This is a genomic window from Allosaccharopolyspora coralli, assembly GCF_009664835.1.
GTDB lineage: Bacteria > Actinomycetota > Actinomycetes > Mycobacteriales > Pseudonocardiaceae > Allosaccharopolyspora > Allosaccharopolyspora coralli.
In genome coordinates this window covers 3827116-3840853 of record NZ_CP045929.1, presented here as the reverse complement: position 1 = coordinate 3840853, position 13738 = coordinate 3827116, and the positions used below count along the sequence as shown (strand labels likewise).

At 68.8% G+C, this 13738-nt stretch carries 8 protein-coding genes and 1 riboswitch; of the genes, 5 read left to right on the top strand and 3 right to left on the bottom strand.

Annotated elements, in window-relative coordinates; all coding sequences use genetic code 11:
• Window positions 1-13: 13 nt before the first annotated feature.
• Together GIY23_RS17860 and metE are read right to left on the bottom strand one after the other, a co-directional pair.
• Window positions 14-1171: a tetratricopeptide repeat protein gene (locus tag GIY23_RS17860; RefSeq protein WP_228717367.1), complete on the bottom strand. Its 1158-nt coding sequence runs from the start codon at window positions 1169-1171 to the stop codon at window positions 14-16.
• 302 nt (window positions 1172-1473) lie between these two features.
• The gene (gene metE / locus GIY23_RS17855; protein WP_154077711.1) at window positions 1474-3753 is read right to left on the bottom strand and encodes a 5-methyltetrahydropteroyltriglutamate--homocysteine S-methyltransferase; all 2280 of its coding nucleotides are present in this window, start codon (window positions 3751-3753) and stop codon (window positions 1474-1476) included.
• Window positions 3754-3882: 129 nt separating this feature from the next.
• Window positions 3883-4137: riboswitch (cobalamin riboswitch) on the bottom strand.
• Window positions 4138-4550: 413 nt separating this feature from the next.
• On the opposite strand from metE, the gene GIY23_RS17850 reads away from it, so the two are divergent.
• The 5 genes from GIY23_RS17850 to hrpA all read left to right on the top strand — a co-directional run bounded on the left by GIY23_RS17850 (window position 4551) and on the right by hrpA (window position 12373).
• Window positions 4551-5324 carry an ABC transporter ATP-binding protein gene (locus tag GIY23_RS17850; protein WP_154078945.1) on the top strand — a complete coding sequence of 258 codons (774 nt, stop codon included), beginning with the start codon at window positions 4551-4553 and terminating at the stop codon, window positions 5322-5324.
• Between the two features lie 64 nt (window positions 5325-5388).
• Window positions 5389-6171 (top strand): enoyl-CoA hydratase/isomerase family protein, encoded by a 783-nt coding sequence (locus tag GIY23_RS17845; protein ID WP_154077710.1) that lies wholly within the window; start codon window positions 5389-5391, stop codon window positions 6169-6171.
• A gap of 50 nt (window positions 6172-6221) precedes the next feature.
• Window positions 6222-7007, top strand: a complete 786-nt coding sequence (locus GIY23_RS17840) for a class I SAM-dependent methyltransferase (RefSeq protein ID WP_187351926.1) — start codon at window positions 6222-6224, stop codon at window positions 7005-7007.
• Window positions 7007-8200 (top strand): class I SAM-dependent methyltransferase, encoded by a 1194-nt coding sequence (locus GIY23_RS17835; RefSeq protein ID WP_154077708.1) that lies wholly within the window; start codon window positions 7007-7009, stop codon window positions 8198-8200. The genes GIY23_RS17840 and GIY23_RS17835 overlap by 1 nt, the downstream gene beginning before the upstream one ends.
• Before the next feature lie 207 nt (window positions 8201-8407).
• Window positions 8408-12373 carry an ATP-dependent RNA helicase HrpA gene (gene hrpA / locus GIY23_RS17830; protein WP_154077707.1) on the top strand — a complete coding sequence of 1322 codons (3966 nt, stop codon included), beginning with the start codon at window positions 8408-8410 and terminating at the stop codon, window positions 12371-12373.
• A gap of 264 nt (window positions 12374-12637) precedes the next feature.
• Here hrpA and GIY23_RS17825 read toward each other — a convergent pair whose 3' ends face one another.
• Window positions 12638-13480, bottom strand: coding sequence for a DegV family protein (locus GIY23_RS17825; RefSeq protein ID WP_154077706.1), 843 nt, complete (start codon window positions 13478-13480; stop codon window positions 12638-12640).
• Window positions 13481-13738 lie beyond the last annotated feature (258 nt).

Below are 13738 nucleotides of genomic sequence, written 5' to 3'. Positions count from 1 at the left end.
CCCAGACGCACTGTCAGACCGACAGGCGCTGCCGCGTCGCGCGAACGCGCGGCCACCAGTCGGCGCAAGCCTCGGCCTTGTCCAGCGCGAGGCGAGCGGAAGCATTGTCGCGCAGAGCCATGTGTGCGCGTGCCACCGTCACGTGATCGTCGGCGCGCGACATCGGGCTGGTCGCATGGTCCGCGCTGGTTTCGGCGAGTTCGATCGCCTGCTCGGGCTCGTCGTCGAGCAGTGCCAGCAGCGCCCGGGTGCCGCCGAGCTTGAACTCCGGGTAGCCGAGTGCGATGGCGTCGGTGAGCGCTTTCCGCGAGATCGGCAGCAGCGTCTCGGCATCGGCCTGACCGGACTCGACCGCCGTCAGGCCGAGACCCGCGAGCCCGGCGAGCGTGTACGACAGCTCCCTCGGCGGGATGTCGTGTGTCGACATGTGGCCCAACAGCAGTGCCACGGCCTGCGCGTACTCGCCGCGTGCCTCCAGCATCGTCACCTGGCACGAGTTCGTGGTGTTCAAGTCCGGATGCGCGGCCGACAACTCGTCCACCACGGCTTGTGCGGCGTCGACATCGCCGGACTTGAGCAACTCGTAACTCTGCGCCGCGTACGGGCCCGCGCAGAACTCGGTCCGCTTCGGCTCGGGCATGCGGGGCAGCCCGAACAGCAGCCAGCCCGTCGAGGTCGTCAGCGGCGCGCGGCGCGGCCACAGTTTCGAGATCATCAAGGGTGTCGCGGCGACGAGCACACCTCTCCAGAACGAACCGTCGGTGAGCAACCACACGCTGACGACGGAGGCGATGCCCGCGAGCGCCGAGGTCAGGCCCGCCAGCCAGCACCGCAAGATCACCGGGGAACGCCAGGGGCCGATCTCGGAGGCCAGCACCACGGGCAGCGCTCGGACGGTGAATGTCGTGCGACGCCAGGTCCAGGACACGAGGCCGCGCATCGCACCGAGCTCGACGTGACGCACCCGCAGACCGAACACCGCCGAGCCGATCAGCAGCCCCGACTGGGTGACCATCGGGAGGGTGATCACGCCGACCAGGGCGCCGAGCGCCCCGAACACGAAGCCGCCGAAGCCGCCCCCGGAGAAGGTCTCGACGATCGCTACGGCGATCAGGCCCAGCACGGTCGCCGACAGCCACGGCCTCGACGTCAGCACACGCAGTGTTCGCACGAGCCCAGGAGCCTACGGGATCGCCCGAACCTCCACGGCAGCTTTCGGCGACAAACGACCCAGCAACGCGCCTCAGCGACCGCTGCCCGTGCACCGAGCGCGAGCCGCCCGCACGCTGCCGCCGAGCAGCACGGGCGGCCCGCGCGTGACAGTAAGGGAACTTTCCGCGCACTGGTGACAGGAATGTTCCCTTACTGTCACCGTCGCCCCGGTAAGGCAGCCGGGGCGGAGCGAGTCGCGGCGCGAGGTGGGAAGACGCCGCGACTCGGCGACGGGCCGGGTCGCTCGCCGACCCGGTCAGGTCACTCCAGGGACTTCCTGACCTGCTTCGTCGCCTCGACCATGTGGCGCAGCGCAGGCTCGACCTCCGCGTAGCCACGGGTCTTGAGGCCACAGTCCGGATTCACCCAGATCCGATCCGCCGGCACCGAGGCGAGCGCGTCGCGCAGCAACCGCTGCACCTCGTCGATCTCCGGAACCCGCGGCGAGTGGATGTCGTAGACCCCGGGACCGACTCCGCGGCCGAACCCGACCGCGTTGAGATCGTCGAGGACTTCCATCCGGGATCGGGCAGCCTCGATGCTCGTCACGTCCGCGTCGAGCGACACGATCGCGTCGATGACGTCACCGAACTCCGAGTAGCACAGATGCGTGTGGATCTGTGTCGCGTCGCTCGCGCCGGCCGTCGACAGGCGGAACGAGTCCACCGCCCACTTCAGGTACTCCGGACGTTGCGAGGCACGCAGCGGCAGCAGTTCCCGCAGTGCCGGCTCGTCGACCTGGACCACGCCGATCCCTGCGGATTCCAGGTCCGAGACCTCGTCCCGGATGGCCAGACCCACCTGCGCGGCGGTGTCGGCGAGTGGCTGGTCGTCGCGGACGAACGACCACGCCAGGATCGTCACCGGGCCGGTGAGCATGCCCTTGACCGGCTTGGCGGTGAACTTCTGGGCCGCCCTCGCCCATTCCACGGTCATGGAATTCGGCCGCGACACGTCGCCGAACAGGATCGGCGGTCGCACGCAGCGCGACCCGTACGACTGCACCCACCCGTTGTCGGTGGAAGCGAACCCGGCGAGGTACTCGGAGAAGTACTGCACCATGTCGTTGCGTTCCGGCTCGCCGTGCACCAGCACGTCCAGTCCCAGGTCCTCCTGGAGCGTGATCACCCGTTCGATCTCGTCGAGCATGCGCTGACGGTAGTCGGCAGCCGCGATAGTGCCGTTGCGCAGCGCGGCGCGTGCCTTGCGGACCTCGCTGGTCTGCGGGAAGGACCCGATCGTGGTGGTCGGCAGCACCGGTAGCTTCAACGCGTTCTGCTGAGCCGTGCGCCGTGTCTCGTAGGCGGACCGTCGCACGTCCGACTCGGTGAGCGAGCCCGTCCGGGAGCGGACCGTGTCGTCGCGCAGGCGCGGTGAGTTCTTCCGGTCTTCCACGGCCTTCCGAGCGTGGTCCAGCTCTGCCGACACCGCCTCGCGACCGTCGCGGAGCGCGGTCTCGACCGTGACGACCTCGGCGACCTTCTGTTTCGCGAACGCCAGCCAGGAGGCGACCTGCGGGTCCAGCGACGTCTCCAGCTCCAGGTCGTAGGGCACGTGCAGCAGCGAGCACGAGGTGCTCACCGCGACTTCGGCTGCGGAACCGAGCAGTGTGGCCGCCGTGCCCAGAGCCGCGTCGAGGTCGGTGCGCCACACGTTGCGGCCGTCGACGACCCCGGCGACCAGGGTTTTGTCCCGCAGCTCCGTCGCGGTCGCGAGTGAGTCGGCAGTGGACTGTCCGGCGACGAGATCGACCCCGACTCCCTCCACCGGCGCCGACGCGAGTGCGGACAGTGCCTCACCGACCGGTCCGAAGTAGGTCGGCACGAAGATCTTCGGACGTTCGGTCAGCGCACCCAGCTTCCGGTAGGCGGCACGGAACTGCTCCAGTTCCGTCTGCGTGCGGTCGGCGGACAGCGCCGGTTCGTCGAGCTGGACCCACTCGACACCGGCCCGATGCAGCTCGCCGAGTAGCGTCGCGTACTCGGTGACGAGGTCATCCAACCGCTCCAGCGGCCGGAACCGCTCACCCGCCTGCTCCGAGGCCTTCGACAGCAGCAGGAACGTCACCGGCCCCACCAGCACCGGCCGAGTGGTGACGCCGAGTTCCGCGGCTTCCCGGTAGTGCTCCAGTGGCGTGCGGTCGGTGAGCGCGAACGACGTCTCCGGCCCGATCTCCGGGACGAGGTAGTGGTAGTTCGTGTCGAACCACTTCGTCATCTCCCACGGTGCGGTCGAGGCCACGCCGCGCGCCATCGCGAAGTACGTGTCCAGCGGGTTCAAGCCGAGGTCCCGGTAGCGCTGCGGTACCGCGCCGAACACGACGGCGGCATCGAGGACCTGGTCGTAGTAGGAGAAACTTCCCGGGATCGTGTTCAGCCCGGCGTCGCGCAACTCCCGCAACGAGTCGGTGCGCAGCGTCTTCGCGACCTCACGCAGTTCCGACTCGCTCGAGCGGTCGGCCCAGTAGCTCTCCAACGCGCGCTTGAGTTCGCGGCGCGGGCCGATCCGGGGGTATCCGAGCACGGTCGATCCAATGGTCACAGCTCTCTCCTCGCGAGCTCGACGACAAGGACGAGTCCGGGGAAGGCAGGAGGTGACGCGCGGCGCGGATCGCGGCGACGACCCGTACGTCCGCCCGGCCCACCCACGAGGCCCCGGACAGCGCACCCGTCCGGGTGCGCACCGATGGCAGGTCTTCGGACTCGCGGGCAGGTCCCTGACGGGACGGCCTACTGGTCGTCGGCTTCCCAGGGCCGTTGCGGCTCCCAGTGCCGTGTCCTTCCGCGGACGCGACGACGGTCGTTCCCACTCACCGCTGCGGGGCAGTCCCGGACTCGCACCGGGTTCCCTCTTGCCTCGTCGCCTCGCGCCCCGTGGCGTTCGGTGCCCGTGACGTGGCGACGAACCATCAGCACCAGCAGACACTACCGACGCGGCGCCGGAACACAACCGCGGAGCGGGTGACAGCAAGGGAACATTCCGCGCACACATGACCGTAAGGTTCCCTTCATCGCACCCGCCCACCCGGCGAAGCAGCCGGTCGGGGCCGGTGACAGGAAGGGAACTTTCCTGTCACGGATGACCGACAGTTCCCCTACTGTCACGCTGCTCACCCTGGGCGAGGTGGGCGGGATGACAGCAAGGGAACTTTCCGTGCACCGGTGACAGGAATGTTCCCTTGCTGTCATGCCCCACCCCGCCGGCCGGAAGGGGGGAACCGCGACAATGGGTGCGACGCGGGCGGCGAGCCCGGATCGGACATCATCGGCGGGCACGCGGCGGCACCGAGCGGCCCGGTCGTGCGGCGGGAGGTAGACGTGGAGGACCAGGTCATCCGGATGAGCGGGGTCACCGTCCGGCGGGGCTCGACCGCACTGCTCGCCGACGTCGACTGGGCGGTGGAGCTCGACGAGCGCTGGGTCGTGCTCGGTCCCAACGGCGCGGGCAAGACGACCATGCTCAAGCTCGCCGGCGCCGAGATGCATCCGACCGCGGGCATCGTCGGGATCCTCGACGAGACGCTGGGCCGCACCGACGTCTTCGAACTGCGCCCCCGGATCGGCTTCAGCTCCGCGGCGACCGCACAGCGCGTCCCGACCGACGAGGTCGTGCGCGACGTCGTCGTCAGCGCCGGGTACTCCGTGATGGGCCGCTGGCGCGAGGAGTACGACGACCTCGACACCGACCGTGCGCTCGAACTGCTCGAACTGCTCGGTGTCGCGCATCTGGCCGAACGCACGTTCGGCACGCTCTCGGAAGGCGAGCGCAAACGGGTCGTCATCGCCAGGGCGATGATGACCGACCCGGAGCTGCTGCTGCTGGACGAGCCCGCCGCGGGACTCGACCTGGGCGGCCGGGAGGATCTCGTCGCCCGGCTGGCGGCGTTGGCGATGGACCCGGACGCGCCCGCGTCGGTGCTGGTCACCCATCATGTCGAGGAGATCCCGCCGGGGTTCACGCACGCGCTGCTGCTGCGCGAGGGTGCGGTCGTCGCGCAAGGACTGCTCGACGACGTGCTCACCGAGGACAACCTGTCGAAGACCTTCGATCAAGACCTGGAACTCACTCGCAGCGGCGACCGGTACTTCGCGCGCAGGCGAGTCACGTCGTAGGCGAGGCACGGGGCGGTGTGGGTAGCCTTCGGCTCGACACCGTGTCAACGAGGAGGGTGCTTTCGTGGGTGAGTTCGTCAGGCTCGAGGTCGAGGGCGGAATCGGCACGATCAGGCTCGATCGTCCGAAGATGAACGCGTTGAACCAGCAGATCGAGCAGGAGTTGCGCGAGGTGGCGGTCGAGGCCGCCGAACGGGACGACGTGCGGGCGGTCATCGTCTACGGCGGCGAGAAGGTCTTCGCCGCGGGCGCCGACATCAAGGAGATGGCCGACAAGTCCGCTACCGACATGGCCGTCAAGGAACAGCGCGGCCTCTCGCACGCGGTCAGTGCGGTCGCGGCGATCCCGAAACCGACGGTGGCCGCGATCGCCGGCTACGCGCTCGGCGGCGGGATGGAGCTGGCGCTGGCCTGCGACCGCCGCATCGCGACGAACGACGCGCGAGTCGGCCAGCCCGAGATTCTGCTCGGCGTGATCCCTGGGGCCGGCGGAACACAGCGGCTCGCGCGCCTGGTCGGTCCGAGCAAGGCGAAGGACATCATCTACACCGGCCGGTTCGTCGAGGCCGACGAGGCGCTCGCGATCGGCATGGTCGACGAGCTCGTCGAGCCGGGCGCGGTCTTCTCGGCCGCACAGCAGTGGGTCGCCCCGTTCGCGAAGGGGCCCGCTCGTGCGCTGGCGGCGGCGAAGGCCGCGATCGACGGCGGGCTCGACGTCGACCTGGACACCGGCCTGAAGATGGAGACGCACCTGTTCACGGCCGGGTTCGCCACCGAGGACCAGAAGATCGGCATGCGGTCGTTCATCGAGAGCGGGCCGGGTAAGGCCGAGTTCACCGGCAAGTGAGGGTCGGGCGGTCGCGTGCCCGCGCGACCGCCCACCGGCAGGGAGCGAATGTGACGGCGTTCTCCACCGACGACGCGGGACACGAGCAGCGCGCGGTGCTCACCGCTGCGGACGGGTTCGGTGAGCTGACCCGCCAGACACCGCACCGTCGTGTGCTGGCGCTCGGCGGTGGCGGCTTGCTCCCCGAGTTGCTGCGGCGAGGTCTGGTCGAGGAGGGTTCGGTCGTCGAGCCGTCACCCGCGCGGCTCGAATCGGTGCGGCTGGCGGCGAAGACCGTCGGTTTCGGCATCCGGGGCACGGTCGGCGAGTGGGACGAGTTGCCGTTCGCGGACGGCACTTTCGACGCCGTCGTGGGACTGGGCGCGTTGGGCCGGGTTCGCAACGTGCCTGCCGTTCTGCGGGAGACCTTGCGCGTGTTGGGGCCGAGTGGCCGCTTCGTGTTCGCCGGGGAACGGACGACTCTCGGATCTTTCACGAACCGGGCGGCGGACCGACTCGGCGCGTGGCTGTCCACGCGGGAACCCGGCGAGTCGCCGGCAGACGACGTTGCCGAGCTTCCGGTGCACCCGGAGGGCCTGGAACGTCTTGTGCTCCGGCTGGGGGCGGTGGACGTGCAAGCCCGGGGTGAGGATCTGTCCGCGGCGTGGTTCGGTCTTCCTGCCCGCACTGCGGAAGTGGTCCGCGGCGAGCTCGGGTCGTGGTGGGAGCCGTTCGTCCGGCGGTCCGCTCGTCATCTGTCCTGGGTGGACCGACGAGTGTCGGGTGCGCTCCCGCGTGAACTCTTCGGTGCGGTGACGCTGTCCGGTATGCAGACGCACGGCCTCGAGCGGCTGTAGTGGCGTACACCTTCGACACGGACGACGTCGCGTTTCTGCGTTCCGACGACGGCGCTGCGGTACTGGCCGAACTGGATCGTCGTCCACTCACGGCGAAGTCCAGAATGGACGACGTCGCGACTGCGCGGAGACTCGCAGGAGAGCGCTTTTCGTCCGCGGCACTGGAAACAGCGGTCCTACGCCGACGCGCCGAGTCCAAAGTGGCCGATCCGTCCCGGTGGTTGTTCACGGATCCGGCGCTGCAACAGGCGACGCCGGCCGAGGTCGCGCGACATCGGGCTCGCCGGCTGTCCGGCCGCGACGTGCACGACGTGACGTGCTCCGTCGGCGCGGACTTGCACGAGATCGCGACTCAGGCTTGGCACAGCGTGGGCTCCGATCTCGATTCCGTCCGGCTCGCGATGGCGCGGCACAATCTCCGCGAGACACGGGCGCTGCTCGTGCGTGCGGACGCGTTGCGCCCGACGACCCGAGCCACCGCGGTCGTCGCCGATCCGGCGCGACGGGACAGCGCGGGCAGGCGCACCTGGAAGGCCGCGGACCTTGTGCCGCGGCTGGACGAACTGGTCGAGACGTATGCCGGACGGGATCTCACGGTGAAATGCGCCCCGGGGCTCGACTTCGCGGCCGTGCCGGAATCCGCAGAGGTCGAAGTCGTGTCCCTGGACGCTCGGGTGCGGGAGGCGTGCCTGTGGTTCGGCGAGCTGGCGACGCCCGGAGTCCGGCGCCGGGCCACGGTGTTGCGGCGCACCGCTTCCGGTGGCTGTGCGAAATGGACGATCACGGACACGGAATCGGACGAATGCCCGGAGAGGCCGGTGGGGCAGTGGATCGTGGACCCGGACGGCTCCGTCGTGCGGGCAGGTCTGGTGCGCCAGTACGCCGCGCGTCACGGACTCGGGCAGCTCGATCACCGCATCGCCTACCTCACCGGTGACGCGCCGCCGCCGGACGTCCGGGCGTTTCGGGTGTTCGACAGCGGGCGCCACAACGAGAAGGCACTCCGGGCGTTGTTGCGCAAGCACCGGATCGGCGTCGTCGAGATCCTCGTTCGCGGGCTCGACGTCGACCCCGACGCCCTGCGCCGCAGGCTCAAACCGAAGGGGCCGGGCAGTGCGAGCGTCCTGCTCACCCGAGTCGGCAGCACCCCGATGGCGTACCTGTGCGTCGCCGAGCGCACACCACCAGCGTGAGAACTCCCAGCCGAGGGTTGGTGGCTGGGTGGCGGGACCTCAGCGCCCAGCGGCTTCGCCGCGCACACTGTGCCGACTGCCCCCGCTGCTGTCGCACATGAGCCACCCGCGCCCAGTCATAGTTTCGCCGCTGGACGTGACGCAGCTCGCCTTCGGCGGGAATAGGGAGGCACCTCGGCCGGGGAGCCGCCTATCCTGGGGTGCGGTATGGGACCCACTCCGGACAGCACGGCACTCGCCGACCTGCGCGAACGCCTGCCCTCGCTGATGCACCACGAGCAGGTGCGGCTGCGTCGCCGTCTCGACGGCGTGCGCAAGATCCGCGATCCGCAGGCTGTGGAGGCCGTCACCAGCGAGATCGCCGCCGACGTCGACGCCGCCGAGACGCGCGTGCAGAACCGGCGCGCACAGGTCCCGAGTATCGGCTACCCGGACGCGTTGCCGGTCAGCCACAAGAGGGACGACCTGCTCGAGGTGATCCGCGACAACCAGGTCGTGATCGTCGCGGGTGAGACGGGGTCGGGGAAGACGACGCAGATCCCGAAGATGTGTCTGGAGCTCGGCCGCGGCGTGCAGGGGCTCATCGGCCACACCCAGCCCAGGCGGTTGGCCGCGCGCACCGTCGCCGAGCGGGTCGCCGAGGAGCTCGACACCGAGCTCGGCGCGACGGTCGGCTACCAGGTGCGTTTCACCGACCGGTCCGGCGACGACACGCTCGTCAAGCTGATGACCGACGGCATCCTGCTCGCGGAGATCCAACGCGACCGGCTGTTGCGCCGCTACGACACGATCATCATCGACGAGGCGCACGAGCGCAGCCTCAACATCGACTTCCTGCTCGGCTACCTCAAGGAGCTCCTGCCGCGCCGCCCCGACCTCAAGGTGATCATCACGTCGGCCACGATCGACCCGGAGCGCTTCTCCCGGCACTTCGGCGACGCACCGGTGGTCGAGGTCTCCGGACGCACCTATCCCGTGGAGGTGCGCTACCGCCCGCTGCTCGACGACGACGGCGAGGCCGACAGCCGTGACGAGCGGGACCAGACGCAGGGCATCATCGACGCCGTCCACGAGCTCGCCGCCGCAGGACCCGGCGACGTACTCGTGTTCCTCAGTGGCGAGCGCGAGATCCGGGACACCGCCGACGCGCTGAACCAGGTCGAGCTGCGCAACACCGAAGTGTTGCCGTTGTACGCGAGGTTGTCGTCGGCCGAGCAGCACCGGGTTTTTCAGCGGCACACGGGCAGGCGGATCGTGCTCGCGACCAACGTCGCCGAAACGTCGTTGACGGTGCCGGGCATCAAATACGTGATCGACCCGGGCACCGCCAGAATCTCCCGCTACAGCGCGCGGACGAAGGTGCAGCGACTGCCGATCGAGGCCGTCTCGCAGGCGTCGGCGAACCAGCGGAAAGGCCGCTGCGGGCGAACCTCCGACGGCATCTGCATCCGTCTGTACTCCGAGGACGACTTCCTGGCGCGGCCCGAGTTCACCGACCCGGAGATTCTGCGCACGAACCTGGCGTCGGTGATCCTGCAGATGACCTCCCTCGGGTTGGGCGACATCGCGTCCTTCCCGTTCGTGGAACCGCCGGACAAGCGGCAGATCACGGACGGAGTGAACCTGCTGCACGAGCTGGGCGCGATCGAGCAGGACACGAAATCCGCGAAATCCGGGAACGGCGCCCAGCGGCGCCTGACCGGTGTCGGGCGCAAGCTCTCCCAGCTGCCGATCGACCCGCGGCTCGCACGGATGGTGCTGGAGGCCGAACGCAACGGCTGTGTGCGGGAGGCGATGGTCATCACCGCCGCCCTGTCCATTCAGGATCCTCGTGAACGTCCGGCGGACAAGCAGCAGGCGGCCGACGAGAAGCACCGCCGCTTCGCCGACAAGGAATCCGACTTCCTCGCCTATCTGAACCTGTGGAACTACGCGCGGGAGCAACAGCGCGAGCTCTCGTCGAACCAGTTCCGCAAGCTGTGCCGGGCCGAGTTCCTCAACTATCTGCGGGTGCGCGAGTGGCAGGACCTGTATTCGCAGCTGCGTCAGATGGTCAAACAACTCGGACTCTCGATCAACGACGAGCCGGCCGACTCGCCCCGGATCCACCAGTCCTTGCTGTCCGGGCTGCTCTCGCACATCGGGCTCAAGGACGAGGAGCGCAAACCTCGATCGCAGCAACGTCCGCAACGGAAACCGATGACCGAGTTCGTCGGCGCACGCGGGACGAAGTTCGCGGTGTTCCCCGGGTCGGCGTTGTTCAAGAAACCGCCGCGCTGGGTGATGGCCGCCGAACTCGTCGAGACATCCCGGCTGTGGGGGCGGGTCGTGGCCCGCATCGAGCCCGAGTGGGTCGAGAAACTCGCCCAGCACCTGGTGAAACGCAACTACGGCGAACCGCACTGGGAGAAGGACCGGGCCGCGGTCGTCGCCTTCGAGAAGGTCACGCTCTACGGGGTTCCGTTGGTCGCGGACCGCAAGGTCCAGTACGGGCGCATCGACCCCGAGTTGTCCCGCGAGCTGTTCATCCGGCACGCGCTCGTGGAGGGTGACTGGGACACGCGGCACCAGTTCTTCCACGACAACAGGGCACTGCTCGCCGAGGTCGACGAACTGGAGCAGCGGGTGCGGCGCCGCGACATCCTCGTCGACGACGAAACGCTCTTCGAGTTCTACGACCGGCGCGTCGGGTCCGACGTTGTCTCGGGCAAGCACTTCGACTCGTGGTGGAAGAAGAAGCGGCGCGAGGATCCGCACCTGCTCGACTTCGAGAAGTCGATGCTGATCAACACCAGCAAGGGCGCGGTCAGCGACGCCGACTACCCGGACAGCTGGCGACAGAACGCGCACGAACTGCCGTTGACCTACCAGTTCGAACCCGGTGCCGACGCCGACGGTGTCACCGTGCACATCCCGGTGCCGGTACTCAATCAGATCGATCCGGTCGAGTTCGAATGGCAGATCCCCGGCCTGCGCGAAGAACTGGTCACCGCACTGATCAAGTCCCTGCCGAAACCCTTGCGGCGCAACTTCGTTCCCGCACCCGACTACGCGAAGGCCGTGCTGCAGCGGGTGCGGCCGTGTTCGGAGCCGCTGCTGGACACATTGGAGCGGGAACTGCGGGCGCTGACCGGAATCACGGTGGCGCGTCAGGAATGGGACTTCGCGGCACTTCCCGGTCACCTCAGGATCACCTTCAGGGTGGTCGAGGATTCCACGACGGTCGCCGAGGGCCGTGATCTGCAGGCGTTGAAACAACAACTCCGGCCGAACATGAGCGCCGCCTTGTCCGCGGCCGCTGACGGAGTCGAACGCAGCGGGGTGACCGAATGGGATTTCGGGGACCTGCCGCGCACGTTCGAGCAGCGGGCCGACGAGCAGGACGTCAAAGCGTTCCCGGCGTTGGTCGACGAGGGCGAGAGCGTCGGCGTGCGCATGTTCGGCACGGAGGCCGAGCAGCGCGCCGCCGGCTGGGCCGGGACTCGACGGATGCTGCTCATGGCCGTGCCGTCGCCGGTGAAGTCACAGGTCAAGGGGCTGTCGACGCGGGCCCGCCTGGTGTTCTCCCGCAGCCCGCACGGTGACGTCGCCGCGCTCGTCGAGGACTGCGTGGGATGTGCCGTCGACAAGATCGTCGCCGAGAACGGTGGTCCGGTGTGGGAGGAAACGGCCTTCGGCACGCTCAAGGAGAAGGTGCGGGTCGGCATCGGGCCGTACACGGCACATCTGGTGTCCACAGTGGAGAAGGTGCTGACCGCGGCACAACAGGTCGACACGCTGCTCGCGGAACGGGGCGGACAGCTCCCGGCCGAGGCCCGCGAGGACATCACGACCCAGCTGTCGAACCTGATTCATCCCGGCTTCGTCACCGCCACCGGATGGGATCGACTGCCGGACCTCACTCGGTACCTGCGGGGGATCGAGCACCGGCTCGACAAGCTGCCGCAGAACCCGCGACGCGACCGTGACTTGATGGACGAGGTCCATCAAGTCGAGGACCGCTACCAGGGGCTGCTCGACGGCGTTCCGCAGGAACGCCCGGTCAGCGACGAACTGCGTCGCATCGGGTGGATGATCGAGGACCTGCGGGTGAGCTTCTTCGCGCAGTCCCTGGGCACACCACAGCCGGTGTCGGTGAAGCGGTTGCACAAGGCGATGGACACACTGCTCTGAGCTTGGAGAAGCTGTCTTTGAGCTGCCTTGGTGGTCGTTTACCGACATCCCAGGTTGCCGCTCGTTGGGTCGCCTCGAGTGCCCAGCACGTACGCAGCGGCGACCCCGCGCTTGGACCCGACCATCGGCGGGTTCTCAGCGCCCTCCTCGTGAGGACAGCGGTTTCGCTGCGTAGGTAGCTACCCGAGAAAGCGATCCCGCAGCGAGGAGGGCGCTGAGAACCCGCTACCCGACCCACGGGAAAACACCATCTACAAGGAGTTCTCAGACCGGAGAGACCGTGATTCCGATCGCGCCGGGGCCCGCGTGCGCACCGATGATCGCGCTGGTCTGCTCGATGGTGCAGCGGCGGACGTGCGGGATTTCCATGCGCAGTTCGTCGACGAGCCATTCGGCCCGGTCGCGGCATTCGAAGTGTTCGACGGCGATGTCGACCTTCTGATCGCCTGCGCGCTTTCGAGCATGGGTCACCGCGCGTCGCAGAGCCCGTTCCGGGCCGACGGCACGACCGAGCTGGATCAGGGACCCGTCCTTGAGCACCAGCACCGGCTTGATCGACAGAGCCCTGCCGACGGTCGCCTGGGTCTTGCTGACTCGGCCGCTGCGCAGCAGGTATTCGAGAGTGTCGACGTAGAGCATCTCCGTGGTGGCCCGCAGCCTGCGGTCGAGGACGCTGAGCACGCCTTGCGCGGTCGCCCCGGCGTCGGCTGCTTCCGCGGCGGCCATGACCGGATAGCCGAGGCCGAGTCCGCACAGCCGGGAGTCGACTACGTACACCGGCACGTCGAGCTCGGCGGCGGCCTCGCGGGCGGCGTCGCACGTCTCGGACAGCGCTCCGGAAAGGTGCACCGAGACGATGGCTTCCGCGCCGCGGGCGACGGCGTCGGTGAAGCACCAGTAGAACGCGGGCGCCGGCGGCGGGGACGTGGCGACCGGAACGTCCTCCCGCATGGCACGCGCGAGGTCGGCGTGTGGCACGCGGCGTTCGTCGTTCTCCTCGTCGCCGACGGTCAGACCCAACTGCACGACCGCGACACCGAGATAGTCGGCGATATCCGTCGGGATCGAGGCAGTCGAGTCGGTCACGATGGCGACGCGTCGGCTCATGGCCGACAGGCTACTGCGCGGTTCATCGCGTTCACGTTCAGCCCCGCGTCCGGTGGCAACGACGCCCCAGGGGTGCTCGTCCGTCGTGCGACAGGTGAGTACCGTCACGTACAACCCCTGGTTGCGCAGGGGCTACCGACTAGTAACATGCGGGGTGGCAGGGGTCACTGTGCTTTCCACGCGACCGCGTGGCAAGGTCAACCTAACCCGGCCCACTGGCTGAAACGAACACCGTCCGAGCGTCGACGCGCCGGACAC